Here is a 25,289-nt window from a genome sequence, read left to right on the forward strand (position 1 = left end):
AATTCCGTCGGTCCCCGGCCGGATTGAATTCCTGGAACCGCCAATTCCCCGTGCCGCGGTTCCGGCCGCTCCGGTTCCGACTGCTCCGGGTCCGGCTACTGCGGTTCCAGCCACTTCGGGTCCGGCTACTTCGGTTCCAGCACGAACACCGGGATCTCCCGGTCGGTCTTCTTCTGGTAGTCGGCGTAGGGCGGATAGGCCGCGACCGCGCGGTCCCACCACTCGGCCTTCTCCGCGCCGGTGACCTCGCGAGCGGTCATGTCCTGCTTGACCGGCCCGTCCTGAAGTTCGACGACCGGGTGGGACTTGACGTTGAAGTACCAGACCGGGTGCTTGGGCGCGCCACCCTGGGAGGCGACGACGGCGTACTTCCCGTCGTGCTCCACCCGCATCAGCGGCGTCTTGCGGATCTTCCCGCTCTTCGCTCCCAGGGTGGTGAGCAGGATGACGGGCAACCCGGTGTCCATCAGCGTGTTGCCCTCCTTCCCGCCCGAGCTCTCGTACAACTCGACCTGCTCGCGCACCCAGGCGGCCGGGCTGGGCTCGTACTCGCCCTCAAGAGGCATGAGGTCCGTCCCCTCGTCGGTTCCAAGACTGACAGCTGATTCAACACGCGAAGTGCCCCGGATCATCCGTACGACACCGCTCCCGTGACGGGATCCCGCCGACGCGACGAGTACGCCGGACGTCAGCCCGGCGACAGCACCATCCGGGCCGCCAGCCCCAGCATCACGCAGCTCGACAGCAACGCCGTGACCAGGCGCCCCCGGTGGCCGGTCAGGCCGCGGCCGAGGAGCGCCCCGCCGCCCGCCAGCAGGAGCTGCCAGCTCGCGGACGCGGCGAAGGCCGCGAGGACGAAGCCCCCCTGTTCCAGCGGCCGTACCGCCTCGGCGGAACGCGTGCCGACCACCAGGGCGGCGAAGTAGATCACCGTCGTGGGGTTGAGCAGCGTGATCCCGAGGAGGCCGAGATACGCCCGTCCGGGGCCGGGTACCGGCCGCTCGGCCCGGGTGGCGAGCCGCCGCTCCCGGTACTGGCGCAGCGCCACCGCCGCACCGCGCACGGCGAGCCCCACCAGCACCAGCGCGGACACCAGCCGCAGCGGTCCGAGCACCGGCACCAGCGCCGCCGCCAGGGCGGCACCGCCGACGGTCGCCAGCAGGGCGTACAGACCGTCGGCGCTGGCCACGCCGAGCGCGGCGCAGGCGCCGGTCCGCAGTGACGTGCGAGCCGTGAGGGACACTAGATACGTGCCGACCGCGCCGACCGGGACGGCGATCCCGTACCCGGCGAGCAGGCCGGCGACGAGCGCGGCCGTCACGCTCGTGCGGGCCCGGGCCTCCGGGGACGCCCCGGCTGCTGCTGGACCCGCACCCGGCCGAAGGTCGCGGTGGTCAGCGGCACGATGGCGTCAGGAGAGTTCATGCGCAGATCCTGGGGCTCGCGTCGCCGCACCGGCAAGCGAATTTCGGCGCGGAATCGTCCCCCGACCGAACGAGGTTCGGCCAGATCATCCGATGCGGCGATCTGGCCGAACTTCCGGTCGCCGCATAGGTGCCCCGAGCATCTAATGAAGATCGGCACGACGTACGACACTCGTCTGCGAGGTCTTCCATGAAAGAACTGACGGACCTGACGGAACCCACTTCTCCCGCCGGCCGGGCCGACCCCGTGGCCTGGCCCCAGGACCGCACGTGCCCCTACCACCCGCCCACCGGATACGACCCGCTGCGCGACGGCGCCCCGCTGTCCCGCGTCACCCTCTACGACGGCCGCACCGTCTGGGCGGTCACCGGCCTCGGCACGGCCCGGGCGCTGCTCTCCGACCCCCGGCTCTCCAGCGACCGCCGGCGGGAGGACTTCCCGATGCCGAACGCCCGGTTCGCGGCCGCCAGGGAGCGCCGCCAGGTCGCACTGCTCGGCCTCGACGACCCCGAGCACCAGATCCAGCGCCGGATGCTGATCCCGGACTTCACCCTCAAACGCGCGACCGGGATGCGGCCCGCCATCCAGCGGATCGTCGACGATCTGCTCGACAGGATGATCGCCGCGGGACCGCCCGCCGACCTGGTGAGCTCCTTCGCGCTGCCCGTGCCGTCCATGGTCATCTGCGACCTGCTCGGTGTGCCCTACGCCGACCACGAGTTCTTCGAGGCGCAGTCCCGGCGGCTGCTGCGCGGTCCGGCGCCCGCGGACTCGCTGGACGCGCGCGATCAGCTGGAGGCCTATCTGGGCGATCTGGCCGACCGCAAGAGCCGGGACGAGGCACCCGGCGACGGCGTCCTCGACGACCTCGTGCACGAGCGGCTGCGCGAGGGCGCCCTGGACCGCGCCGAGGTCGTCGCGCTGGCCCTCATCCTGCTGGTCGCCGGGCACGAGACCACCGCCAACATGATCTCGCTCGGCACCTTCACCCTGCTCCAGCAGCCCGAGCGGCTCGCCGAGCTGCGCGCCGACCCCGCGCTGGTGCCCGCCGCCGTCGAGGAACTGATGCGGATGCTGTCCATCGCCGACGGGCTGCTGCGCGTCGCCCTTGAGGACATCCAGATGGACGGCACCACCATCCGCAAGGGTGACGGCGTGCTCTTCGCGACCTCGGTCATCAACCGCGACGAGGCCGTCTACGACGACCCCGACACCCTCGACTGGCACCGCCCGGCCCGCCACCACGTGGCCTTCGGCTTCGGCATCCACCAGTGCCTGGGCCAGAACCTGGCCCGCACCGAGCTGGAGATCGCCCTGCGCACCCTGTGGGAGCGGCTCCCGGACCTGCGGCTCGCCGCACCGCCGGAGGAGATTCCCTTCAAACCCGGCGACACGATCCAGGGGATGCTGGAACTCCCCGTGACCTGGTAAGAGGCTCCTGCCATGCACATCGAGATCGACAGGGACGTCTGCATCGGCGCGGGACAGTGCGCCCTGACCGCCCCGAACGTGTTCACCCAGGACGACGACGGCTTCAGTGCCCTGCTCCCCGGCAAGGAGGACGGGGGCGGCGACCCGCTCGTCAAGGAGGCGGCCCGGGCCTGCCCGGTGAGCGCCATCACCGTCAAGGAACCGACGGGTTAGGCAGCCGTCGGCAGGTCGAGCACCGCCGGCTCCAGCCCGCGCGGCCGCACCGGGTCGGCGACCACCTCGTACGCCGCCACCCGGTCGCCCTGCACGGTGACCCGCCCTCTCCCGGCTCGCCGCCGCGGACCGACCTCACCCCGCGCGCAGCAGTACCCGGGCCGCCGCGCGGGCCTCCGCCGCGGGCTCCGTGCTCCCGGTGACGCCGGCGGTGACCATCGCCCCCTCGGCGAGCAGGAACAGCGGCCCGGTGAGCGCGGCGTCCAGCCCGGCGTCGGCCACCAGCTCAGCCAGGTAGTCCCGGAACGCCCGCTTGTGACCGCGCACCTGGGCCACCACGCGCGCGGAGGTGGCACCGAGCTCGCCGTAGGCGTTGATCCAGGCGCACCCCCGGAAGTCCGCCTCCCCGAACCACCCCTCCAGCCAGTCGAAGACCGCGAGCAGCCGCTCCCGGGGCTCCTCGTGCCGCCGGACGTGCTCGGCGAGCCGCTGCCGCCAGCGCACGTCGCGCCGCTCCAGATAGGCCTCCACCAGCTGCTCCTTCGCGGGGAAGAGCTGGTAGAGCCGTTTGAGGGAGACGCCGGAGGCGCCGCGTATGTCGTCCATGCCGACGGACTGCACCCCGCGCCCGTAGAACAGCCGCTCGGCGGCGTCCAGCGCCTGTTCACGCGCGGCCGCGCTGTCCATGGGCTCCTCCTTGACGTGAGAACGTGCGTTCTCCTACGGTAGCAGCGACCCGAAGAACGCACGTTCTCCCTTCGGCGAGGAGATCACCATGGCCGACCGCCCGCCCCTGCCCCCCTTCACCCGCGAGACCGCCCTCCAGAAGGTCCAGGCCGCCGAGGACGCCTGGAACACCCGCGATCCCGAGCGGGTCGCCCTCGCCTACTCCGAGGACTCGGTCTGGCGCAACCGCGACACCTTCGTCACCGGCCGCGCCGCGATCGTCGAGTTCCTCACCGCGAAATGGGCCCGCGAACTCGACTACGCGCTCCGCAAGGACCTGTGGGCCTTCGACGGCGACCGCATCGCAGTCCGCTTCCAGTACGAGTGCCACGACGCGGAGGGCCGGTGGTGGCGCTCGTACGGGAACGAGCTGTGGGAGTTCGACGGGCACGGGCTCATGACCCGGCGCGAGGCCAGCATCAACGACGTGCCGATCGAGGAGCACGAGCGCCGGATCCACGGTCCGCGCCCGGAGTCCGAGCGGGGCCTGTCCTTCCCGCTCCGGTAGCCCCCCGCATAGGGTTCCCGGATGACCGACGAGCCCCGCAAGCCCTTCCTCTACCTGGTCGTCTGTGCCGCCGGTATCGCCGCGGGCGTCGGCAGGCTCATCACCGCGGCACAGGAACGCGGCTGGGAGGTCGGGGTCATCGCCACCCCCGTGGCCGTGAACGGCTTCTTCGACACCGCGGAGGCGGAGGCGCGCACCGGCCGCCCGATCCGGTCGGCCTGGCGCCGCCCCTCCGATCCGCGCCCCTTCCCCGCGCCGGACGCCGTGGTCGTCGCGCCCGCCACCTTCAACACCGTCAACAAGTGGGCCGCCGGGCTCGCCGACACCCTCGCCGTGGGAACCCTGTGCGAGGCCCTGGGCCTGGACGTGCCGATCGCGGTCCTGCCCTGCGTCGCCGGCGCGCTCGCCGCCCACCCCGCCTACCAGGAGAGCCTGACCCGCCTGCGCGCGCTCGGCGTCCGCTTCGGCGACCCCTACGCCGGCGAGGCCGACGCCGACGGCGGCCGCCCCGAGTTCGCCTGGGAACGCGCGCTGGACCTGCTCGACCGGCCCTGACGGCTGGCCCGGCGTCCGATAACCACCGCCACGACAGGAGCCCGGACGCCCGGCCGACGTACGCTCGCCTCTGTACGACGTGATCTCGACGGTGGGAGACAACGATGGAGTACGTGAAGCTCGGCCACACCGGTATGGACGTGTCCCGGATCTGCCTCGGCTGCATGACCTACGGCCTGCCCGACCGCGGCACCCACGAGTGGACCCTCGGCGAGGAGGCGGCCCGCCCGCTGATCCGGCAGGCGCTGGAGGCGGGCATCAACTTCTTCGACACCGCCAACGTCTACTCCGACGGCACCAGCGAGGAGATCGTCGGCAAGGCGCTGCGCGACTTCGCCCAGCGCGACGAGATCGTCCTCGCCACCAAGGTGCACGGCCGGATGCGTCCCGGCCCCAACGGCGGCGGCCTCTCCCGCAAGGCGATCCTCACCGAGATCGACCACAGCCTCGGCCGCCTCGGCACCGACTACGTCGACCTCTACCAGATCCACCGCTACGATCACGCCACGCCGATCGAGGAGACGATGGAGGCGCTGCACGACGTCGTCAAGGCCGGCAAGGCGCGCTACATCGGGGCCAGTTCGATGTACGCCTGGGAGTTCTCCAAGGCCCAGTACACGGCCGAGCGGCACGGCTGGACAAAGTTCGTGTCCATGCAGAACCACTACAACCTCCTCTACCGCGAGGAGGAACGCGAGATGCTGCCGCTCTGCGCCGACCAGGGCGTGGGCGTACTGCCGTGGAGCCCGCTGGCCCGGGGCCGCCTCACCCGCGACTGGGGCACGGTCACCGAACGGAGCGCGAACGACACCTTCGGCAGCCGCCTCTACCAGGAGGGCGACCGAGCGATCGTGGAGGCGGTCACCCGCATCGCCGGCGACCGGGGCGTCCCGCGCGCCCAGGTGGCCCTGGCCTGGCTCCTCCACCAGAACACGGTGACGGCCCCGATCATCGGCGCGTCGAAGCCGAACCACATCGAAGACGCGGTGGCGGCCGTCGAACTGAAGCTCAGCGACAAGGAGTTGGAGGAGCTCCAGCAGCCCTACGGCCCCCACCCGATCTCCGGTCACTGAAGTTTTTCGGGGCGCGGGGAACTGCGCGGGCAACCAGGAAGCACCCGCACCCGCATCACAACCGCTCGGTCCCGCACGGACCACCCCCTTCGCTCTTCAGCAGGGGAACAGGTACCCCACCCATGGACAACGTCCGGTAATACGCCCCGATCCGCTCCGCCGACCGCCCCACATAGTGGCCGATGAAGGATCGCCGGTACCGCCCGGCGGAGCGATTGGGCTGCGACCCGTGCACCAGGCTCCCGTTGAAGAACAGCACGTCCCCCGGCCCCATGTCGACCGGCACCGCCGCGAGCCCCTCCGGCGGTGCCACGTACTCCCGCGCGAACGACAGTTCCGCGTCCGACTCCTCGGGGCAGAACAGGTCCATCCGGTGCGTCCCCGGCACCACCTCGAGGCCGCCGTTCTCCCGGTCGATCGCCTCACAGGCGACCCACGCGGCCACGCACGTCCCCGGCTCCACCCGCAGATAGAAGTTGTCCTGATGCAGCGCCTGCCCGCGGGCTCCCGGCGGCTTGAAGTAGAACATGCTCTGCGCGGCCAGCACCTCCTCCCCGAGCAGCGCCTCGAGGACCACCCGCAGCCGCGCGTCCAGCAGGAACCGCCGCGCGAGCGCACTGATCTCGTGCGGCTGCATCACCCGCGGAAACCGTTGCAGCGGATCCCCCGACGGCCGCGGCTCGAAGTGGCCCGGTACGACCCGCCCCGCCGCGTGCAGCGCCGCGAACTCCGCGCACAGCCGGTCGATCTCGTCGTACCCGAACAACCCCCGTACGACGGTGAACCCGTCCTCCTCGAACTGCCGCGCGACGGTGGTGTCGATGCCCGTGGCTGTCATGCCCGCCCTCCTCGGTCCGGTGCCCTGGACCTGTCACGCTAGGGCGACGCCACCGCGGAGAGGATGCCCATGAGCGCTGCGGAGCTGCCCGGCACTGCTGTCCCGGCCCCGCCCCCGGGGATGGTCGTCACCGGCCGCTACGACGAAGGGCCCGGCTACCGGATCAACCGCCCCGCGGGAGCGAGCAGTTGGCTGCTCACCTGGACGACGGACGGCAGCGGCCTGCTCCGGCAGGGAACCGTGGAGACCACCGCCCGCGCCGGCGACCTCGTCGTCCTCGCCCCGGGCGTGCCGCACAGCTATGCGGTCGGACCCGGCGCACACCGCTGGCGGTTCTGGTGGACGCACTGCCAGGTCCGCCCCCACTGGCTCCCGTGGCTGGCCCCCCGCGCCCTCGGCGACGGCGTGTACGCCGTCGGCGCCCCGGACGGCACCCGCGCCCGGATCGAGGCGGCCTTCCACCGCGTGCTCGCCGACTCCCGCTGGACCGGCACCGGCGCGCCGCCCACCCCGGCGGCCGGCGACGACCCCGTGGCCGTCGCGCACGGCAGCGCGGCCCGCGAACTCGCCCTGTGCGCGCTGGAGGAGGCCGTGCTGCTCGCGACCGCCGGCGCGCAGCCGGCGGTGCCAGGCGGGGACGCCGGGGACGAGCGGGTGCGCCGTGCCGAGGAACTGATCGCCGCCGACCCGGCCGCCCCGCACACGGTCCGCTCGCTCGCCGCGCGTGTCGCCCTGTCGCCGTCCCGGTTCGCCCACCTCTTCACCGCGCGGACCGGCGTGCCGCCGATGCGCGCACTGCGCGAGGCGCGCCTGCGACACGCCACCCGGCTGCTGGAGAGCAGCGACCTGACCGTCGAGCGGGTCGCCGCCGCGTCCGGATTTCCCAGCCCGTTCCACTTCAACCGGGTTTTCCGAGAACGATATGGTGTCCCGCCCGGCGCCTACCGCTCCGGTGAACGTCTGTAATGCGCCCGGTTATTGGTTCCCGGGCGCCGGCCGTCCGGCGGCCTGTGCAGGTCGGGGCGTGGTTCAATGGTTGGTGCCGATACCGGGGCGGTCGACCCTGAATCCCCGCGCCAATTGCGATGTCGATACGGCGACAAAGCGCGGACTCTGTCCTTGACGAATGGTCAAATTAGCGCAGCCTCGGGGTAATGCGCAAAACCCCGAGATCCCTTGTTCTGCCGTGCTGGCCTGTGCAAAGGTGTGGCGTGTCGGCATGCGGACAATTGTTTTTCGACCGCCGCGTGCGCGAGGCCGCTCCCCGCGCGCCGAACCCCCCAACAAGCCCATCCGGCCTTGGCGTCGGCGGGGCCGCATACCGGTCGCATACCAGACGGTATGGGCCGGATCCCGCGTTGCGTCTGGAAGGAATGCAGCCGTGAATGACGCAGGCCTGGGGAATTCCCCTACCCCCGCCCGGCCGTTCGACGTCACCGACGAGCAGCTCAGCGCCGAGCTCAAGCAGTGGACGGGCACGGCACCCGCCCTGCATCCCGTCGGTGAACTGCTCGACCGGCACTGGGAAGCGGCCTTCGCCTATGCCCGTCTGTGCGCCGACGGGACGCGCGGCGCGGGAATGCTCACCACCGCCGCATTCACCCGGCTCTTCGGTGAATCACTCCGCCAGGCCGGCCCGACCGCCGCCTGGCGCCCCCAGCTCCTCGTCACCGTACGGCGTATCGCCGCCGAATGGGACAACGACGGCCGCGGCGAACTGCTCCACCCCCAGCTGCGCGCCGGCAAGGGCGAACGGGCCGCCTCCCGGCTGCTCCCGCCCGCGAACCGGCGGCTGCTCTCCCGTGCCTTCCAGCGGCTCACCCCGTCCTCGCGGACCGTGCTGTGGCACACCGAGGTCGAGTCGGAGCCCCTGGCTTCTCCGGCCGCACTGCTGGGCCTGGACGAGCAGGACGCGCACGTCGAACTGGGCCGGGCCCGCGAGCGGATGCGCGAGGAGTGCCTCCAGGTGCACCGCGAACTCGCCCACGAGGACGAGTGCCAGCGCTACGTCCGGATGATCGACGTGACCTTCCGGCGCGGCGGGATCGACGTCGACCGCGACCTCCAGCAGCACCTGAACGGCTGCAAGCACTGCCGGTACACCGCCGACCAGCTCCACCAGTTCAACGGCGGGCTCGGCATCGCCCTGGCCGAGGCCGTGCTCGGCTGGGGCGCCCGCGCCTACATGGAGTCCCGGGCCGGAGCGGCCGAACAGCCCGCCGAAACCCCGGCCGCACCCGCCGCCGGGTTCGCGGGCGGGTTCGCGGGCGGCGAGGCCTTCGCGCCGCCCGCCGCCCCGGGCAAGGACCTGGTCGTGCACCCGGCCGCCTCCCGCCGCGCCCAGCAGCGGGCCGCCCGCCGGGTCCGCCGCCGCAATCTCGCCGTGGCCGTGGGCACCGTGAGCGGTCTGGTCGTGCTGCCCCTGGTGCTGTGGTCGGTGCTCGGCTCCGGAGACGACTCCACCCCGGCCACCGCCAAGCCCTCCGCCACGCCGGCCGGCTCCGCCACCTCCGGCCCGTCCTGGATCGGCACCAGCCGGACCACCCAGGACACCCTGCGCGGCCGCCTGCACAACATCGCCTCCGGCCTGTGCATCGGCGTGGTCGGCAAGAAGGCCGTCAAGGGCGCCGAGACCGAGCTCGCCGAGTGCTCCTCGGTCGCCAGCCAGCAGTGGACGTACGACGGCGACGGACTGCTGCGCAACGCGGCCGCCCCCGAGCTGTGCCTGGACTCGCACCTTGGCTACTCCGTCCAGCTCGCCCCGTGCACCACGGCGGCCGGGACCAAGGCGAAGAACGTCCACTACGACTTCACCCTCCAGGGCGCGCTGGTGCCCCGCTGGGACCAGGACCTGGCGCTCGCCCCGGCCGCCACGGACGGCGGTGGTGCCCTGGTGGTCAAGAACCGGACGAACGCCAATGCCCAGCGGTGGGTGATGGACACCTCCCAGCCCGACCTGCAGATGCAGATCGTCAACTGGGACGCCGACACCACACCGACGCCGCCCCAGGCCGCCACCGCGTCCGCCGCCCCGACCACCAGGGCCGCGAAGCCCGCCACGCCGACACCCACCCCGGCGGCGTCCAGGACGACCGCGCAACCGACGCCGTCGAGCACCGCCGGCTACGACCCGTGCGTCGCGTACCCGGGCTACTGCTACGGCTCCGGGAACGGCCAGTACGGCGGCGGCTGGAGCGGCGGCGGTTACGGCGGTGGCTACGGGGGCGGTGGCGGGGGCCGCCACGGGCACTGAGCCCGCGCGGGCTCAGGGGTGCGGCGGCGGGGGCGGGATCGTCGTCAGGTCCGGCGCCCCCTCCGGCCACACCAGCAGCACCGGGCAGGGCGCGTGGTCGACCACGAACCGTGCCGCCCTGCCCAGGCTGTGCGGCCCGAGCCGGGACCGGTCGCCGTCCCGGGCCAGGACCAGCAGACCGGCCTCCTCGGCGGCCGCCACCACCTCCCGCTCGACCCGGCCCACCCGCTCCAGCCGGGTGCACGGCCGCCCCAGCCGGGCCTCGGCCGCGGCCAGCAACTCCGCCGCCGACGTGCCGCCGAGCTCCACCAGCCGCCCCTCCGGGTCCGGTTCCGAGCCGGCCCGGCCCAGCAGTCCCGCGAAGGCGCCGTGCGCGAGCCCGGCCACCCCTGGCTCGGCCACGTGCAGCAGTACCACCTCGGACGCGTCCGGTGCGTAGCCGCGCGCCGCGTCCACACAGGCGGGCCAGGTGCCCTCGACCAGCCAGACGATCACCTGCATGTCCATCGCCTCCCAGCTAGATGCCGACTGGATTCCCGACCACGTGCCTCGCATCAGGTGCCGCGATCTGCCGATGGGTGGCTGCGGCGCCGTGGTGGCCGGACCCGTTCACACTCCGACCATCTGAAGCGCCCCCCACAGTGCCACCACCGCCCCGCACAGTGCGGCCGGCACGGCGAGCAGGCCCAGGCGGGTGAACTCGCCGAGGTCCACGCCGTGGTCGTGCTGGTGCACGATCCTGCGCCACAGCAGTGTCGCCAGGGAACCGGCGTAGGTGAGGTTCGGGCCGATGTTCACCCCGAGCAGCACCGCGAGCACCGCGCCAGGACCGGCCGGCGCGGCCAGCGGCAGCAGCACCAGCACCGCCGGCAGGTTGTTGACGATGTTCGCGAGGACGGCCGCCAGCGCGGCGACGCCGAGCAGCGCCGGCAGCCCGGTGCCGCCCGGCAGCACATGGCCGAGCGCGTCCGCGAGCCCGTTGTCGACGACCGCCCGCACCACGATCCCGAGCGCCAGCACGAACGCCAGGAACGCGGGCGCGGCCGCCTTCACCACCGTCAGCGGGGTCGCCTTCCGCCGTACCAGTGCCCGCCCGGCCAGCACCAGCGCGCCCGCGCACGCGGCCCACGCCGGGTCGACGCCGACCGCCGAGGTGAGCACGAACCCGGCGAGCGTGCAGGCCACCGTCACCAGCGCGAACACCGGCAGCCGGGGCGGTTCGCCGGGGCCTTGGGAACCAGGTGCCGCCGAGGACAGGTCACGGGCGAAGAACCGCCGGAACACCAGGTACTCTGCGCCGATCGCCACGAGCCAGGGCAGCACCATCAGCGCCGCGAACCGGGTGAAGCTCAGCCCGCTCGCCGCGAACGCCAGCAGGTTCGTCAGGTTCGACACCGGCAGCAGCAGCGAGGCGGTGTTCGACAGGTGCGTACAGGCGTAGACGTGCGGTTTCGCCCGCACTCCGGACCGGGCCGCCGTCGCGAACACCACGGGCGTCAGCAGCACCACCGTCGCGTCCAGGCTCAGCACGGCGGTGATCACCGAGGCCAGTGCGAACACCGCGGTCAGCAGCCGCACCGGCCGCCCGCCCGACCAGCGGGCCATCCACGCCCCGCAGGCCTGGAACAGGCCCTCCACGTCGCAGAAGTGGGCCAGCACCAGGACCGCGGCGAGGAACCCGACGACCGGCCCCAGCTGCTCTGCCTCCGCCCGCGCGTGGTCGAGGGAGATCGCCCCGGTGGCGACGACGATGCCCGCCGCCGGCACGGCGAGCACCGCCTCCGGCCAGCCTCGCGGCCGGATCACGGCCCAGGCCAGCACGGCGGCGAGCAGGAGGACGGACAGGGTCTCGGCGAGCGGGGTGTTCAGGGCGCGTCCCTCAAAGGCGTGATCAAGTGCGGCCCGCCCATGAAAGCAGATGAAGATGGACGGACCCCGGTTACGAGGACCGGTTACCCGCCGCGCCCAGGAACTCGCCCCAGCCGCCGGTCGGCTCCTGCCCCGGGTTCAGCGTGCGCAGCGTCCGCAGCACCGCCGGGTCCTGCGCCTCCAGCCACGCCACGAGCTGCTTGAAGGACACGAAGCGCACGTCGTCGTACTGCGCCATCTTGCCGATGGCCTCCTCGACGGCGTCCATGTAGATGCCGCCGTTCCAGCGCTCGAAGTGGTTCCCGATGAAGAACGGCGCCCGGTTGGTGCTGTAGGCCCGCTCGAAGCCCGCCACGTAGCTGTCGCGGGCCTGGGTGCGCCAGGCGTCGTACTGCGTCTTGTCGCCCAGCGGATTTCCGGCCGACTGGTTGTACATCATGTTGTAGTCCATCGACAGGACCTGGAAGGAGTGCCCGGGGAACGGTATGGACTGCAGCGGGAAGTCCCAGATGCGGTTGCCCTGCACCTTGCCCGGCCAGATCTGCAGGCCGCCGGGGGAGGAGGCGTCGTACTTCCAGCCGAGCGCGGCCGCGGTGGGCAGCAGGTTGGCCTGGCCCTCCAGGCACGGGGTGCGGCCGCCGATCAGCTCCTTGCTGTAGTCGAAGGGCAGCGGCTCCAGATCGGTGAAGCCGGTGTTCGTCTTCCACTTGGTGACGAAGTCCATGGCCTGGTCGATCTCGCTGCGCCACTCGGCGGGGGACCAGTTGCGCACGCCGTCGGAGCCGCAGAAGTGCCCGTTGAAGTGGGTGCCGATCTCGTGGCCCTCCAGCCAGGCCGCGCGCACCTGCTGGAGCGTGTTGTGGATGTGCCGGTCGGAGAGGTAGCCGATCGCGGAGGCGCCGACCGGGTGCTGCGGGGGACGGTAGAGGTCCTTCTTGGACTCGGGCAGGGTGTAGATGCCGGAGAGGAAGAACGTCATCTTCGCGCCGTGGTCCGCGGCCACCTTGCGGAAGCGGGAGAACAGCTTGTTGCTGAGCTCGCCCGCGCCGTCCCAGGAGAACACCACGAACTGCGGCGGCTTGGTGCCGGGTGCCATCCGGGTCGCCTTCGGCTGGTGCGGCTGCGCGCCGGTGTCGGCGGTGGAGCCGTCGCCGATGAGCTTGAGCGGCTTGGCCGGCGCGCCGCCGCCGGCCCCGCCGTCCTTGACGCCGTCGCCCGAGCTGCTGCCGCCCAGCGTCCAGCTGCCGTTCGAGCACGCGGAGAGGGCGCCGAGCGCCCCCGCCGTCGCGCCCGCCGTCAGCACCCGCCTGCGAGAGATGCCGCTCATGTCCGTCCCCGATTCCGTCGTCCCGGCCCCTCGCGGAGCCCCGTCGCTGTGTGGTCGACGGGTTCGATGGGCGGTCGGGCGAAAAAGATCGGAGCCGGTTGTGCGTGTTGCACGCCTGTGACAGTCGTGGCCCGGACATGACGAACCCCGCTGCCCGGGGGAGTGGGCAGCGGGGTCCGGTCAGGGGGTGGTCAGGCGCCGGTACCGGCGCTGAAGACGCCCAGGCGCACCGAGGAGGCGTTCCCGGAGACCGGGACCGCGCCGTTGTTCCAGGCGACCTTCAGCGAGTCCTTCTCGTCCGGCGGGGTGACCAGGAGCGCGGCCGGGGTCGCCGTCTTGGCGCCGCTGATCTCCGGGTTGGAGAAGGTCAGCCCCGCCCAGGCGCTGTGACCGGGCTTGAGGGTGACCGTCGTGGCGGTGGTGCCGGACTCGCGCTGCGGGTCGGGGCCGAGCTGGGTGCCGGAAGCGTTCACGAAGGCGGCGCCCGGGTAGCCGCGCACGGTGCAGGTGCGGCCCGACGTGTTGGTGAGGACGACCGGGAAGTTCTCCTGGCCGGCCCCCGGGTTGTTGCCGCCCACCGAGGCGGACAGCTCCGAGGTGTGGCAGCGCGTCGCGGCGGCGCTGCCCGTCGTGGCGCCGCCGGTCGACGAACCGCCCGTCGACGAGCCGCCGCCGGTCGACGAGCCGCCGCCCTGTGAGGCCGAGGAGGATCCGTTGCCGGACGGGACGGGGGAGGTGCCCGAGGTGTCCGTGCCCGACGCGTTGCCGGTCGCGGGCGCGGCCGTGCCCGACACCGACTCGGGTGACTTGCCCTGACCGCCGTTGCCGCAGGCGGTCAGCAGGCCCAGGGCGGCGACCGTGCTCGCGAGCAGGGCCGCCCCGCGCCGCAAGGACTGGGACGTGTGCGCCATGTGTCTCACCACTCCTGGATGTGTCGTGGCACGCCCGCGAGGCGTGCTTGAGGCGCTCCGTGCGCCGTCACTCCCATCCGATGCGAGAAACGGCGGAAAAGTTCGGGGGCACGCCGGGATTGCCCGACTCAGGTGACCCGAAGGGACCGGAGTATGCCGTCCGTGACGGTCCTGTCGACGGCGCCCTTCTGCCGCACCTGCACGTACACCTGCGGCCGGCTCCCGCCGCCGGCCGGGCGCAGGGCCGCCTCCTGGATCGATCCGCCCGCGCCGGAACAGCCGCTCCAGCTGCGGACGCTGCCCTTCCAGTCGGTGCCGGTGAAGGCGCGGCTGCCGTCGTAGTGGCAGCCGGAGTGGGAGAGGGCGTCCACCTTGGCGGCGACGTCGCCGTGCTCGCTCACGCCGATGAAGACGCCGTTCACCGCGGTCGTCAGGTCCTGCCACTCGGACACGTCGTCGGCGACCTCGAGACCCGGCTCGTGCCCGGAGGCCAGCCCCAGGGCCTGCGGGTTCCAGCCGGAGTTCCGCAGCTCGCCCGCCCACCCGGACGGCACCTGGGCCACCACCCGCCCGGTGGCGTCGGCGACCCGCGTCTCGGCCCCCGCCGACCCGTTCCGGTCGATCATCGTGACCGCGAGGGCGGTGCCCCCGGCCGCGAGGACCGCGGCGACGGTCAGCGTGACCGCGTTGAGCCGCCTGCGGACACCGTCCAGGCGCCGGGGACGGCGCGCCCTGCGGCCCGCCGCGGCTGCCGCCAGCCGGTCCAGCTCGTCGGCGAAGGCCTGCGCGGACGGCCAGCGCCGCTCCCGGTCCGGCTCCAGGGCCCGCAGCAGCGCCCGCTGCACGTCCTCCCCGAGGTCGGGCCGCAGCCGCTCCGGCCGGATCACCCGTCCGGGCGCAGCCGGCACCGTCCCGGTGACCAGCTCGTAGCCGACCGCGCCCAGCGCGTAGACGTCGGCGCGGGCGTCGATGCCCTCGCCGGGCTCGGCCTGCTCCGGCGGCTGGTACCCCGCCGAACCGGCGGCCAGGGTCAGCCCCGACGCCTGCGCCAGGCTCTTGGCCAGCCCCAGGTCGGCAAGGAGCACCCGCCGGGTGCCGTCCTGCGCGGTGCGCAGCAGCACGTTGGTCGGCTTGATGTCCCGGTGCACGATCCCCGCCCCGTGCAGGTCCTGCGCGCCGCGCGCCGCCAGCGCGGTCAGCCGCAGCGCGTCGGGGATCGGGAGCGGGCCGCCGCCGAGCAGGTCGGCGAGGGTGCCCGCGTCGGCGTACTCCATGACGAAGTACGGCCGTCCGTCCGGGAGTTCGCCGATGTCGTAGACCTGCACCACGCGCTTCGAGTCGGCCCGCCGCAGCAGCCGCGCCTCGGACAGGAAGCGGTCGTGGATGTCGAGGCGGTGGGACCAGTTGTCGGCGAGCACCTTCACCGCGACCGAGGCGTCCAGCTGGTCGTCGTGGGCGAGCCAGACCGTCCCGAAGGCACCGGTGCCCAGGCGCTGTTCGAGGCGATAGCGGCCGATCCGCTCCAGGGGTTGCATACGACTATCATGCCTGTCCTGAGATCGACTTCGAGGGGGACCTCCCGTGCCGGACGCCGCGCTGACCGAAGACCTCGCCCGGCGGGCCGCCGCCGGCGACCAGGTGGCTCTGAACCAGCTGCTGTCCGAGGTCTGGCCGGACGTCGTACGGCGCTGCGGGCGGTTCCTGCCGTGCCGCGAGGACGCCGAGGAGGCGGCCCAGGACGTGCTGCTGCAGATCTCCCGGAAGATCTCCACGTTCGAGGGCCGCAGCCGCTTCAGCACCTGGCTGTACACGGTCGTCGCCAACTGCTCCCGGCAGAAGTACCGGGACCTGAAGCGGCGGGCGGCGGAGCAGCCGGCGGCCATCGAGCCGACCGAGCACGTCGACCCCCGGACCACGAGTGTGATCGCCGGGTCCCGCATCGATCTGCTGGAGGCGCTGGACCGCCTGGAGCGGGAGCACCCGCAGCTGGTGGCGCCGCTCGTCTACCGGGACATCTGCCAGCTGGACTACGCCGAGGTCGCCGAGCGCGTGGGGATCCCGCTGGGCACCCTGAAGTCCCGGCTGCACGAGGCCCGCAAGCAGGTCCGGCCCTGGCTCAGCGCGCCCTGACAGCAGAAAGGGCCGCGCGTCGGCGGCCCGCAACAGACAGAGGGAGAGGAGTTCCTCTTCTCTCCCTTCTTAACGTATAGCGCACTGGGGGGCTTGCGGCAAGGCCCCCCTCGTCCCGCAGAATCGCAGGCCGAAGCCAGGAACCGCGGTATTTGGGGGATGTGCGACATGCGTGTGCTGTTGATGGGATATGGGTCGCGCGGCGACGTCGAACCGCTGGCGGGACTCGCGGTGGCGCTGCGCGAGCTCGGCGCCGAGGCCCGGGTGTGCGCACCGCCGGACGAGGAGTTCGCGGAGCTGCTGGCCCGTGCGGGCGTGCCGCACGTGCCGTTCGGGCCGTCGGTGCGGGCGCTGGTGACCCGGCCGAAGCCGGCCCCGGAGGACGCGTTCAAGCTCGCGCCCGAGCTGGTGGCCGCACACTTCGACACGGTCGGCCCGGCGGCCGAGGGCTGCGACGTGCTGGTGGCGAGCGGCCTGATGCCGGCCGGTGCGCGGTCGGTGGCCGAGCACCTGGGCATCCGCTACGTGCTGGCCTGCTACCACACCGCCGGACTGCCGTCCTCGCGGTTCCCGCCGGCGCGCCGGCCGGGCCGTCCTGCTCCGGCTGACGCCGACCTGCCGACGCTGTGGAAGGTGGACGCCGAGCGGGTCAACGCCCTGTACGGCGAGGCGCTCAACACCCACCGGGCCGCGCTCGGCCTGCCCCCGGTGGACAACGTCCGCGACCACGTCCTCACCGACCGGCCGTGGCTGGCGGCCGACCCGGGGTTCGCCCCCTGGCAGGAGATGACCGACCTCGACCTCGTGCAGACCGGCGCGTGGCTGCTCCCGGACACCCGCGCGCTGCCGGCCGACCTGCTGGCGTTCCTGGCGGCCGGCGCACCGCCGGTCTACGTCGGCTTCGGCAGTATGGCCATGCGCGGCGCGCCGGACGCCGCCCGGGTGGCCGTCGAGGCGGTACGCGCCCAGGGGCGGCGCGTGCTGATCGGCCGCGGCTGGGCGGACCTGGTCCCGGACGACGGCGCCGACTCCTTCGCCGTCGGCGAGATCAACCACCAGGCGCTGTTCCGCCGGGTCGCCGCCGTCGTCCACCACGGGGGCGCGGGCACCACGACGACCGCCGCCGTGGCGGGGGTCCCCCAGGTGGTCGTGCCCCAGTTCGTGGACCAGCCGTTCTGGGCCGCCCGGGTCGCCGCTCTCGGCATCGGCGCGGCCCACGACGGCCCGGTACCGACCGTCGACTCGCTCTCGGCCGCGCTCGCGACCGCCCTCACCCCCGACACCCGCGCCCGTGCGGCCGCCGTGGCCGGCACGATGCGCACCGACGGAGCCACCGTGGCCGCGCGGCTGCTCCTCGACGGCGCCTGAGCCGCACCGCACACGACCACCGCGGCTGCTGCCTGAAGGTGCGGCCTCGCCGCGTAGGCGCGACCCGGTCATGACGGTCCCGCGCCCCGGCCGCCGCCCAGCACGTCCCGGTCATGACGGTCCCGCGCCCCGGCCGCCACCCACCACGTCCCGGTCATGACGGTCCCGCGCCCCGGCCGCCACCCACCACCTCCCGGTCATGACGGTCCCGCGGGCCGGCCGCCACCCACCACCTCCCGCGATCAACCCCGGACGGCGGCCGCCGCCCCGCCTCCCGTGTCCGCCTGTTTCGCCCTGTCCTCCCGGACGCCCTGCCGTACGTGCCTACGGCCGCACGGCCACCCCACGGAGCTGATTCCTTGAACCCCCTGACCACCAGCCCCTTCGACCTCCCCGAACGGCTCTCCGCCAAGGCCGACCCGGCCCTGATCGCCGACGACGAGCGGCACCTGGCCGCCGTCGCCGAGTGCCTCGCCCGGACGATCGCCGAACTGTCCGACCGCCTCGACGCCGAACTCAGGGCGCCCGGCGGCACCGGCCGGGCCGCGATGGACCGGGACGCCGAGGTCCACCGGCTGACCGGACGCCTGCGCACCCTGCGCCGCTTCGGCCTGGACCTGTGCCTGGGACGCATGGTCGGCATCGACGACCCCGAGCCCGTGTACATCGGCCGCCTCGGCCTCACCGACAGCACGGGGCGCCGGCTGCTGATCGACTGGCGGTCGCCCGCGGCCGAGCCGTTCTTCGCGGCGACCCACGCCGACCCGGCGGGGCTGCGCAGCAGGCGCAGGTACCGCTGGACGGACGGCCGGATCAGCGACTACTGGGACGAGGTGTTCACCGCCGACGGGCTCGACGGGCACGCCGCGCTCGACGACCAGTCCGCGTTCATCGCCAGTCTGGGAGCCGACCGCTCGGAGCGGATGCGGGACGTGCTCGCCACCATCCAGGCCGACCAGGACGCGATCATCCGCGCCGGATCCCGCGGCGCCCTCGTCGTCGACGGCGGCCCGGGCACCGGCAAGACGGTCGTCGCCCTGCACCGCACCGCCCACCTCCTGTACTCCGACCCGCGGCTCGGCCACCGCAGGGGCGGGGTGCTGTTCGTCGGCCCGCACCGGCCCTACCTGAACTACGTCTCCGACGTCCTGCCGAGCCTCGGCGAGGAGGGCGTGCAGACCTGCGTCCTGCGGGACCTCGTCGACGAGGGGGCCACCGCCGCCGAGGAGACCGACCCGGAGGCGGCCCGGCTGAAGTCGTCCGCGGACATGGTGCGGGCGGTCGAGACCGCCGTCCGGTTCTACGAGGAGCCCCCGGCCCAGGGAATGACGGTGACCACCGACTGGGGCGACCTCCGGCTGACCGCCGACGACTGGGCCGACGCGTTCCGGGCACCGGCTCCCGGCACCCCGCACAACGAGGCCCGCGACCAGATCTGGGAGGAGCTGGCCAGCATCCTGCTGGAGAAGCACCGCGGCGACGACGTGGCGGCCGAGGAGTTCCGCAGGTCGCTGCAGCGGGACCGGGACCTGGTCGACACCCTCGACCGCGCCTGGCCGCTGCTGGAGCCGACCGACCTGGTCGGGGACCTCTGGTCGGTGCCCGCCTACCTGCGGCTGTGCGCCCCCTGGCTCGGACCCGACGACGTACGCAGGCTCCAGCGCGCCGACGCCCAGGCCTGGACGGTGTCCGACCTGCCGCTCCTGGACGCGGCCCGGCAGCGGCTCGGCGACCCGGAGGCCTCCCGGCGCACACGCCGGCAGGAGGCCGTGCTCGCCGCCCAGCGCGAGCGCATGACCCAGGTCGTCGACAACCTGATCGGGGCCGTCCGGGACTCCGGTGCCGACGGCGACGACGGCGAAGGCCTGGTGATCATGCTCCGCGGGGAGGACGCCAAGGTCAGCCTGGTCGACGAGTCCGAACTGGCCGTCCCCGCTCCCGACCTGCTGGCCGGCCCGTTCGCCCACATCGTCGTCGACGAGGCCCAGGAACTCACCGACGCGGAGTGGCAGATGCTGCTGCTGCGCTGCCCGTCCCGGAGCTTCACCATCGTCGGGGACCGGGCCCAGGCACGGCACGGGTTCACGGAGACCTGGCAGGAACGCCTGGCCCGGGTCGGGTTCGACCGGATCGAGTCGGCCTCGCTCAGCATCAACTACCGCACCCCGGAAGAGGTCATGGCGGAGGCCGAGCCGGTCATCCGGGCCGTGCTCCCGGACGCCAACGTGCCGATCTCGATCCGCGCCGGCGGCCTGCCCGTGGTCCACGGATCCGTGTCCGAGCGGGACCGGATCCTCGGCACCTGGCTCGCGGGCCACGCCGAGGGTGTCGCCTGCGTGGTCGGCGACCCCGGGTTCACACCGACGCCCCGGGTCAGCGCGCTCACCCCGGAACTGTCGAAGGGACTCGAATTCGACCTCGTCGTCCTCGTCGACCCGGAGAAGTTCGGCACGGGCGTGACGGGCGGTGTCGACCGCTACGTCGCGATGACCCGGGCGACCCGGCAGCTGGTGGTCCTGACGAGCACCCCGTAGGAGGCGCTGGGGTGCCCCCCGGCCGCGGCTGTGGCGGTGCGGTGGGGTTCCGGGATCGCCGGGTTCCCACTCGACGCGGATGGTCGTCGCCGACGCGCCCTCGGGGATGGTGAGGGGAGCGGCGTCCTGGAGCACCTGCACCGCCCGGTGCCGAGCTCGAGCGCGACCGACTGTACGCCGGGCGGGCAGGTGACCGTTGCTTTCGCAAGCGGCGGGCGGCGACGTGTCGCGGGCGCCCGCTACGGCCCGGCGACCGCCACGCCCAGCTCGGTCGCCGCGCGCACGGCGAACCAGACCTCGGTGAAGGCGGCCGTCGTCGACAGGTCCCGGCCGGTCACCTCGCCGAAGCGGCGCAGCCGGTAGGCGAGGGTGTTGGGGTGGATGTGCAGTGCAGCGGCGGCGTCCTCGGTGCGCCGGTCGCGTTCCATCCAGGTGCGGACGGAGACCAGGAGCTGGGACCCGTGCGTCCGGTCGTAGCGCAGGGCCGCGCCGAGGACCTGCTCGACGAGGGCGGCCAGCAGCCGGCGGTCCTCCGGAAGCCAGCGTCCGGTGGCGTCCTCGCCGTAGTGGAGGAGCGGCTTGCCCGCCTCCTCCGCGCGGCCTGCCGCCCATTCCGCCTCCTGCAGGGCGACCCGCAGCGGCTCGCCGACGGTGACGGGCCGGCTCACCCCGCACACCGCGCCCGGCAGGTCGGCCAGGGCCTCCGTGAAGCCGGGTTCGGCCAGCACCAGCCGGTCCTCGCCACGGCGCAGGGTCAGGTGCGGGTGGCCGGACAGGGCGCCGTCCAGCTGCTCGTCCTGGGCGCGCCGGAGCACCGCGAGGACGACCGGCCGCTGGGCGTCCAGACGGTGATGGGCCAGCCGGCGCTGGGCGCCGGCCGCGTCGAGGGTGTCCTGGAGCAGTTCCGCGAGGGTCTCCGCACCCTCCCGCCGCAGCACCTCGCGCTCCTGGCGCACCATCGCGAGCCGCAGCGCGGCGACGGTGGCCAGGTGCTGGACGACGGCCAGCCCGGCCGGGCGCGCACCGGCCTGCTCCAGCGCGACCAGGTAGCCGGCCGCGCCACCCGGGCCGAGGACGGGGAGCACGAAGCCGCCGGGCACGGTCGGCGGGGCGTCCGGGTGCGCCGGGAGCACCGACAGGTCCTCCGGTGCCGGGACGCCGGGCAGCAGCGGACGCCCCTGGGGGGTGCACAGGAAGATGCGGTAGCCGCTGAGCTGCTCCAGCCGGTCGAAGAGCGCGGGGATGTCGAGGTTCTCCTCGGCCATCCAGCGCAGCGCGCCGAACACCTGGAGCTGGGCGCCGAGCCGCTCGGCGGACTTCTCGCTGACCGCGGCGGCGACCTCCTGGGCGATGGTCACGAAGGGAACGGTGAGCGGCACCTCGAGGACCGGGAAGCCGCGCTCCTCGGCCGCCGCGAGGAAGGCCTGCCGCAGCGGCGGGGTGCGCAGCTGGGTGCTGAGGACCAGCGCCGCGACGCCCGCGTCGTCGAGGCGCTCCAGATAGCGCCGCTGCGCGTCGCCGCCGCGCGGTACCGCGAGGCCCACGGTCATGAGGACCTCCGAGCCCTGCAGCCACGGGGTGGGGTCCTCCAGTTCGCTGACGTGTGCCCAGGAGACCGTACGGCCCAGGCCGCCGCCACCCGCGAGCAGACGCATCTGCAACGCGGGGAAGGACAGCAGATCGCCCACGGTGAGCACGGAACGTGGCGTCGCTTTGTGGTCGGGCACAAGACCACTGTAGTTCTTCGTGCCGTCAACAATTGACCCTGTCGGCCGGCCGTCCGCACACTGAGGCATCCCCCGCCACCGGAACCACCAGCTCCGGTCCGGGTCCGCCCACCCGGCGGCGTACGCCCAGGCTCGACAGGAAGGTTCCCCATGACGACCGAGCCCCGTGGACCCGTGGACTCCTCCCGGATCCCCCGCTACGCGGGACCCGCGACCTTCGCCCGGCTGCCGCGTCTCGACGAGGTGCCCCGCGCGGACATCGCCGTCGTCGGCGTGCCCTTCGACACCGGCGTCTCCTACCGGCCCGGCGCCCGGTTCGCCCCGGCCGCCGTCCGCGAGGCGTCCCGGCTGCTGCGCCCGTACCACCCGGCACTCGACGTGTCCCCGTTCGCGGCGGTGCAGGTCGCCGACGCCGGTGACATCCCGGTGAACCCCTTCGACATCAACGAGGCGATCGAGACCGTCGAGCACGAGGCCTCCCGCCTCCAGTCCGACGGCACGAAGCTGGTGACCATCGGCGGCGACCACACCATCGCGCTGCCGCTGCTGCGGGCGGTCGCCAGACGGCACGGACCGGTCGCCGTGCTCCACTTCGACGCCCACCTCGACACCTGGGACACCTACTTCGGCGCCGAGTACACCCACGGCACCCCGTTCCGCCGCGCCGTCGAGGAGGGCATCGTCGACACCGAGGCGCTCAGCCACGTCGGCACCCGCGGCCCCCTGTACGGCAAGCGGGACCTGGAGGAGGACCGCCGGCTCGGCTTCGGCATCGTCACCTCCTCCGACGTACTGCGCCGGGGCGTCGACGAGACCGTGGACGCGCTGCGGCAGCGCATCGGCGACCGGCCGCTGTACGTCTCCGTCGACATCGACGTCCTCGACCCCGCACACGCCCCCGGCACCGGCACCCCGGAAGCCGGCGGCATGACCTCGCGTGAGCTGCTGGAGATCCTGCGCGGCCTCGCCGGGCTCAACCTCGTCGGCGGCGACGTCGTCGAGGTGGCCCCCGCCTACGACCACGCCGACATCACCTCCGTCGCCGCGTCGCACGTCGCCTACGACCTGATCAGCCTGTTCACCCTGGACTCCGCCGGCCCTCGCGAGGAGCAGACATGACCCCCAGCCCCCAAGCGGAGCAGCACGACGCCCCGTCGCTGACCGAGATCGAGACCTACGGCGTCGAGCGCATCCCGGACGCCGACCGCACCGCCCGGCCGCTCGACCTGTTCCGGGTCGCCTTCGGCGGCGCGAACACCTTCGCCACCTGCGTCCTCGGCGCCTTCCCGATCCTGTTCGGGCTCTCCTTCTGGCAGGGCCTGGCGGCCACCGGCCTCGGCCTCGCCGTCGGCGCGCTGATCCTCGCGCCGCTGGCCGTGTTCGGGCCGCTGAACGGCACCAACAACTCGGTCTCCTCCTCCGCCCACCTGGGCGTGCACGGCCGGGTCGTGGGCTCCTTCCTCTCCCTGCTGACCGCGGTCGCCTTCTTCTCCATCTCCGTGTGGTCCTCTGGCGACGCCCTCGTCGGCGGCGCGCACCGGATGTTCCACCTGCCGACCAACGACGGCGTCTACGCGCTGGCGTACGGCCTGTTCGCCGCGCTCGTGCTGACCGTGTGCATCTACGGCTTCCGGTTCATGCTCTTCGTGAACAAGATCGCGGTGGCCGCCGCCTCCCTGCTCTTCGTCCTCGGCCTCTTCGCGTTCGGCGGCGACTTCGACCCCGGCTACCAGGGCAGCTTCCACTCGCTGAGCACCCCGGGCTTCTGGCCGGCGTTCATCGGCTCCGCGCTGATCGTGCTCTCCAACCCCGTCTCGTTCGGGGCGTTCCTCGGCGACTGGGCCCGCTACATCCCCGCCGACACCCCGCGCCGCCGGGTCATGGGCGCGGCCTTCCTCTCCCAGATCGCGACGATCCTGCCGTTCTTCTTCGGCCTGGCGACCGCCTCGATCATCGCCGCCAAGGCCGGGAACTTCCTCGACCCGAGCGCCCCGGACTACGTCGGCGGCCTGCTGGCCGTCTCACCGTCCTGGTACTTCCTGCCGGTCTGCCTGCTCGCGCTGATCGGCGGCATGTCCACCGGCACCACCTCGCTCTACGGCACCGGCCTCGACTTCGCGAGCGTCTTCCCCCGGTTCAGCCGGGTGCAGGCCACCGTGTTCATCGGCGTCCTGTCGATCTCCTTCATCTTCGTCGGCCGGTTCGCCGCCAACCTGACCCAGTCCATCTCCACCTTCGCGACGCTGATCATCGTCTGCACCGCCCCGTGGATGGTCATCATGACCCTGGGCTTCCTCACCCGCCGTGGCTGGTACGACCCCGACTCGCTCCAGGTCTTCAACCGCCGCCAGCGGGGCGGGCGTTACTGGTTCACGCACGGCTGGAACTGGCGCGGCATGGCCGCCTGGCTGGCCGCCGCCCTGCTCGCCGTCCAGTTCGTCAACCTCCCCGGCCAGTTCGTCGGCGCCCTCGGCGACCTCGCGGGCGGCGTGGACATCTCGCTGCCCGTCGGCCTGGGCCTCGCCGCGATCCTCTACCTGGCCCTGCTGTGGCTCTTCCCCGAGCCCCGCGCCGTCTTCGGTCCCGAGGGCCCGCGGCTGGTGCGCGCCGTCGACACCCCGGTGCCGCCGATCACCGCCGCCGACGGCGCCCCCGTCGCGGCGCCCGAGCCCGCGGAGGTGTGAGCGGGATGCGCCTGATCGACCTGTCCGTGCCGCTGCGCACCGGCATGCCGGTCTACCCCGGCGACCCGCAGGTGGACATCCGGCCCGCGCTCACCGCCGCCCACGACGGCGTCAACGTCCTCCAGCTGCACATGGGTTCGCAGTCCGGCACCCACGTGGACGCCCCGTCCCACATCGAGGACGGCCTGCCCACGCTGGACCAGCTGCCGCTGAACCGGTTCGACGGTCCGGCCCACGTCGTCGACGCCCGGGGCCTGGCGCCCCGGGCGGCCATCGGGACCGACCTGCTCGCCCGCGTCCCGGCGGACCGGATCGTACTGATCGCCACCGGCTGGTCCGCGCACTGGGGCACCGACGCCTACCACGACCACCCCTACCTGACCGAGGCCGCGGCCGCCCTCCTCGTCGCCCGCGGCATCCACACCGTCGGCATCGACGCCCTCAGCGTCGACCCGACCCCCGACGACACCCTTCCCGCCCACCGCATCCTGTGCGGCGCCGACGCCGTCATCGCCGAGAACCTCACCAGCCTCGCCGAAGTCCTCGACGCCCAGCAGACCGGCCACGACGTCCACGTCAGCCTCTTCCCCCTGCACCTGCCCGGGGGGGGGGGGGGGGCCCCCCCCCCCCTCCTCCCCCCCTCCTGGGAGAAAAGCTGGGTAGAAAACCACCAACCCACTTTCGCCCGGCGGACGACCCCATCGTATGCTTGGCTGA

The 25,289-nt window shown here is 73.3% G+C and carries 23 protein-coding genes; 13 read left to right on the forward strand and 10 right to left on the reverse strand.

The window, feature by feature from the left end; genetic code table 11:
• Positions 1-125 precede the first annotated feature (125 nt).
• Together ACZ63F_RS03460 and ACZ63F_RS03465 are read right to left on the reverse strand one after the other, a co-directional pair.
• A complete protein-coding gene (locus tag ACZ63F_RS03460; RefSeq protein ID WP_469708254.1) occupies positions 126-566 on the reverse strand; it encodes a nitroreductase family deazaflavin-dependent oxidoreductase in 441 nt (146 codons plus the stop codon).
• Between the two features lie 122 nt (positions 567-688).
• The gene (locus ACZ63F_RS03465) at positions 689-1,321 is read right to left on the reverse strand and encodes a LysE family transporter (protein WP_352362918.1); all 633 of its coding nucleotides are present in this window, start codon (positions 1,319-1,321) and stop codon (positions 689-691) included.
• A 293-nt stretch (positions 1,322-1,614) separates the two neighbouring features.
• On the opposite strand from ACZ63F_RS03465, the gene ACZ63F_RS03470 reads away from it, so the two are divergent.
• A complete protein-coding gene (locus tag ACZ63F_RS03470) occupies positions 1,615-2,856 on the forward strand; it encodes a cytochrome P450 (RefSeq protein WP_469708257.1) in 1,242 nt (413 codons plus the stop codon).
• A 12-nt stretch (positions 2,857-2,868) separates the two neighbouring features.
• Complete coding sequence (locus tag ACZ63F_RS03475; RefSeq protein ID WP_351955168.1) at positions 2,869-3,069, forward strand: ferredoxin; 201 nt, start codon at positions 2,869-2,871, stop codon at positions 3,067-3,069.
• Between the two features lie 135 nt (positions 3,070-3,204).
• On the opposite strand, the gene ACZ63F_RS03480 is transcribed toward ACZ63F_RS03475, so the two are convergent.
• Positions 3,205-3,756, reverse strand: a complete 552-nt coding sequence (locus tag ACZ63F_RS03480) for a TetR/AcrR family transcriptional regulator (protein ID WP_469708260.1) — start codon at positions 3,754-3,756, stop codon at positions 3,205-3,207.
• 88 nt (positions 3,757-3,844) lie between these two features.
• On the opposite strand from ACZ63F_RS03480, the gene ACZ63F_RS03485 reads away from it, so the two are divergent.
• The 3 genes from ACZ63F_RS03485 to ACZ63F_RS03495 all read left to right on the forward strand — a co-directional run bounded on the left by ACZ63F_RS03485 (position 3,845) and on the right by ACZ63F_RS03495 (position 5,931).
• Positions 3,845-4,303 (forward strand): nuclear transport factor 2 family protein, encoded by a 459-nt coding sequence (locus ACZ63F_RS03485; protein ID WP_469708262.1) that lies wholly within the window; start codon positions 3,845-3,847, stop codon positions 4,301-4,303.
• 21 nt (positions 4,304-4,324) lie between these two features.
• Entirely contained in the window at positions 4,325-4,858 is a 534-nt protein-coding gene (locus ACZ63F_RS03490; protein WP_469708264.1) for a flavoprotein, read from the forward strand.
• Positions 4,859-4,962: 104 nt separating this feature from the next.
• The gene (locus ACZ63F_RS03495; protein WP_469708265.1) at positions 4,963-5,931 is read left to right on the forward strand and encodes an aldo/keto reductase; all 969 of its coding nucleotides are present in this window, start codon (positions 4,963-4,965) and stop codon (positions 5,929-5,931) included.
• Positions 5,932-5,986: 55 nt separating this feature from the next.
• On the opposite strand, the gene ACZ63F_RS03500 is transcribed toward ACZ63F_RS03495, so the two are convergent.
• Positions 5,987-6,769, reverse strand: a complete 783-nt coding sequence (locus ACZ63F_RS03500) for a phytanoyl-CoA dioxygenase family protein (protein ID WP_469708267.1) — start codon at positions 6,767-6,769, stop codon at positions 5,987-5,989.
• 69 nt (positions 6,770-6,838) lie between these two features.
• Here ACZ63F_RS03500 and ACZ63F_RS03505 point away from each other — a divergent pair, with 69 nt between their 5' ends.
• Both ACZ63F_RS03505 and ACZ63F_RS03510 read left to right on the forward strand, forming a co-directional pair.
• A complete protein-coding gene (locus ACZ63F_RS03505) occupies positions 6,839-7,735 on the forward strand; it encodes a helix-turn-helix domain-containing protein (protein WP_469708269.1) in 897 nt (298 codons plus the stop codon).
• Between the two features lie 415 nt (positions 7,736-8,150).
• Positions 8,151-10,022: a ricin-type beta-trefoil lectin domain protein gene (locus tag ACZ63F_RS03510; RefSeq protein ID WP_469708271.1), complete on the forward strand. Its 1,872-nt coding sequence runs from the start codon at positions 8,151-8,153 to the stop codon at positions 10,020-10,022.
• A gap of 12 nt (positions 10,023-10,034) precedes the next feature.
• On the opposite strand, the gene ACZ63F_RS03515 is transcribed toward ACZ63F_RS03510, so the two are convergent.
• The 5 genes from ACZ63F_RS03515 to ACZ63F_RS03535 form a co-directional block, all read right to left on the reverse strand.
• The gene (locus tag ACZ63F_RS03515; protein WP_469708273.1) at positions 10,035-10,523 is read right to left on the reverse strand and encodes a universal stress protein; all 489 of its coding nucleotides are present in this window, start codon (positions 10,521-10,523) and stop codon (positions 10,035-10,037) included.
• A 108-nt stretch (positions 10,524-10,631) separates the two neighbouring features.
• Positions 10,632-11,891: an arsenic transporter gene (locus tag ACZ63F_RS03520; RefSeq protein ID WP_469709315.1), complete on the reverse strand. Its 1,260-nt coding sequence runs from the start codon at positions 11,889-11,891 to the stop codon at positions 10,632-10,634.
• Positions 11,892-11,961: 70 nt separating this feature from the next.
• Positions 11,962-13,218, reverse strand: a complete 1,257-nt coding sequence (locus ACZ63F_RS03525; RefSeq protein WP_469708274.1) for a polysaccharide deacetylase family protein — start codon at positions 13,216-13,218, stop codon at positions 11,962-11,964.
• A gap of 191 nt (positions 13,219-13,409) precedes the next feature.
• Positions 13,410-14,129: a DUF4232 domain-containing protein gene (locus tag ACZ63F_RS03530; protein ID WP_469708276.1), complete on the reverse strand. Its 720-nt coding sequence runs from the start codon at positions 14,127-14,129 to the stop codon at positions 13,410-13,412.
• Between the two features lie 128 nt (positions 14,130-14,257).
• Complete coding sequence (locus ACZ63F_RS03535; protein WP_469708279.1) at positions 14,258-15,664, reverse strand: serine/threonine-protein kinase; 1,407 nt, start codon at positions 15,662-15,664, stop codon at positions 14,258-14,260.
• 46 nt (positions 15,665-15,710) lie between these two features.
• On the opposite strand from ACZ63F_RS03535, the gene ACZ63F_RS03540 reads away from it, so the two are divergent.
• From ACZ63F_RS03540 to helR, 3 genes are all read left to right on the forward strand, one after another.
• The gene (locus ACZ63F_RS03540) at positions 15,711-16,259 is read left to right on the forward strand and encodes an RNA polymerase sigma factor (RefSeq protein ID WP_351955156.1); all 549 of its coding nucleotides are present in this window, start codon (positions 15,711-15,713) and stop codon (positions 16,257-16,259) included.
• Positions 16,260-16,427: 168 nt separating this feature from the next.
• Positions 16,428-17,627: a glycosyltransferase gene (locus tag ACZ63F_RS03545; protein WP_469708281.1), complete on the forward strand. Its 1,200-nt coding sequence runs from the start codon at positions 16,428-16,430 to the stop codon at positions 17,625-17,627.
• 359 nt (positions 17,628-17,986) lie between these two features.
• Positions 17,987-20,161 carry an RNA polymerase recycling motor ATPase HelR gene (gene helR / locus ACZ63F_RS03550; protein ID WP_469708282.1) on the forward strand — a complete coding sequence of 725 codons (2,175 nt, stop codon included), beginning with the start codon at positions 17,987-17,989 and terminating at the stop codon, positions 20,159-20,161.
• A 239-nt stretch (positions 20,162-20,400) separates the two neighbouring features.
• On the opposite strand, the gene ACZ63F_RS03555 is transcribed toward helR, so the two are convergent.
• Positions 20,401-21,888, reverse strand: coding sequence for a PucR family transcriptional regulator (locus ACZ63F_RS03555; RefSeq protein ID WP_469708284.1), 1,488 nt, complete (start codon positions 21,886-21,888; stop codon positions 20,401-20,403).
• Between the two features lie 150 nt (positions 21,889-22,038).
• Between ACZ63F_RS03555 and speB the strand changes: the two genes are divergently transcribed.
• The 3 genes from speB to ACZ63F_RS03570 all read left to right on the forward strand — a co-directional run.
• The gene (gene speB / locus ACZ63F_RS03560; RefSeq protein WP_469708285.1) at positions 22,039-23,007 is read left to right on the forward strand and encodes an agmatinase; all 969 of its coding nucleotides are present in this window, start codon (positions 22,039-22,041) and stop codon (positions 23,005-23,007) included.
• Positions 23,004-24,572 (forward strand): purine-cytosine permease family protein, encoded by a 1,569-nt coding sequence (locus ACZ63F_RS03565; protein WP_469708287.1) that lies wholly within the window; start codon positions 23,004-23,006, stop codon positions 24,570-24,572. Before speB ends, ACZ63F_RS03565 begins: the two co-directional genes overlap by 4 nt.
• A 5-nt stretch (positions 24,573-24,577) precedes the next feature.
• Positions 24,578-25,289, forward strand: a 712-nt coding sequence (locus tag ACZ63F_RS03570) for a cyclase family protein (protein ID WP_469708289.1), incomplete at its 3' end; no start/stop codon positions are given.

Source organism: Streptomyces sp. NPDC104761, from assembly GCF_055583445.1.

Excerpts from the sequence above, each read along its gene's own strand:
- ACZ63F_RS03460 (WP_469708254.1), bottom strand. The coding sequence starts at position 566 with ATGCCTCTTGAGGGCGAGTACGAGCCCAGCCCGGCCGCCTGGGTGCGC.
- ACZ63F_RS03470 (WP_469708257.1), top strand. The coding sequence starts at position 1,615 with ATGAAAGAACTGACGGACCTGACGGAACCCACTTCTCCCGCCGGCCGG.
- ACZ63F_RS03475 (WP_351955168.1), top strand. The coding sequence starts at position 2,869 with ATGCACATCGAGATCGACAGGGACGTCTGCATCGGCGCGGGACAGTGC.
- ACZ63F_RS03480 (WP_469708260.1), bottom strand. The coding sequence starts at position 3,756 with ATGGACAGCGCGGCCGCGCGTGAACAGGCGCTGGACGCCGCCGAGCGG.
- ACZ63F_RS03485 (WP_469708262.1), top strand. The coding sequence starts at position 3,845 with ATGGCCGACCGCCCGCCCCTGCCCCCCTTCACCCGCGAGACCGCCCTC.
- ACZ63F_RS03490 (WP_469708264.1), top strand. The coding sequence starts at position 4,325 with ATGACCGACGAGCCCCGCAAGCCCTTCCTCTACCTGGTCGTCTGTGCC.
- ACZ63F_RS03495 (WP_469708265.1), top strand. The coding sequence starts at position 4,963 with ATGGAGTACGTGAAGCTCGGCCACACCGGTATGGACGTGTCCCGGATC.
- ACZ63F_RS03500 (WP_469708267.1), bottom strand. The coding sequence starts at position 6,769 with ATGACAGCCACGGGCATCGACACCACCGTCGCGCGGCAGTTCGAGGAG.
- ACZ63F_RS03505 (WP_469708269.1), top strand. The coding sequence starts at position 6,839 with ATGAGCGCTGCGGAGCTGCCCGGCACTGCTGTCCCGGCCCCGCCCCCG.
- ACZ63F_RS03515 (WP_469708273.1), bottom strand. The coding sequence starts at position 10,523 with ATGCAGGTGATCGTCTGGCTGGTCGAGGGCACCTGGCCCGCCTGTGTG.
- ACZ63F_RS03525 (WP_469708274.1), bottom strand. The coding sequence starts at position 13,218 with ATGAGCGGCATCTCTCGCAGGCGGGTGCTGACGGCGGGCGCGACGGCG.
- ACZ63F_RS03530 (WP_469708276.1), bottom strand. The coding sequence starts at position 14,129 with ATGGCGCACACGTCCCAGTCCTTGCGGCGCGGGGCGGCCCTGCTCGCG.
- ACZ63F_RS03535 (WP_469708279.1), bottom strand. The coding sequence starts at position 15,664 with ATGCAACCCCTGGAGCGGATCGGCCGCTATCGCCTCGAACAGCGCCTG.
- ACZ63F_RS03545 (WP_469708281.1), top strand. The coding sequence starts at position 16,428 with ATGCGTGTGCTGTTGATGGGATATGGGTCGCGCGGCGACGTCGAACCG.
- speB (WP_469708285.1), top strand. The coding sequence starts at position 22,039 with ATGACGACCGAGCCCCGTGGACCCGTGGACTCCTCCCGGATCCCCCGC.
- ACZ63F_RS03565 (WP_469708287.1), top strand. The coding sequence starts at position 23,004 with ATGACCCCCAGCCCCCAAGCGGAGCAGCACGACGCCCCGTCGCTGACC.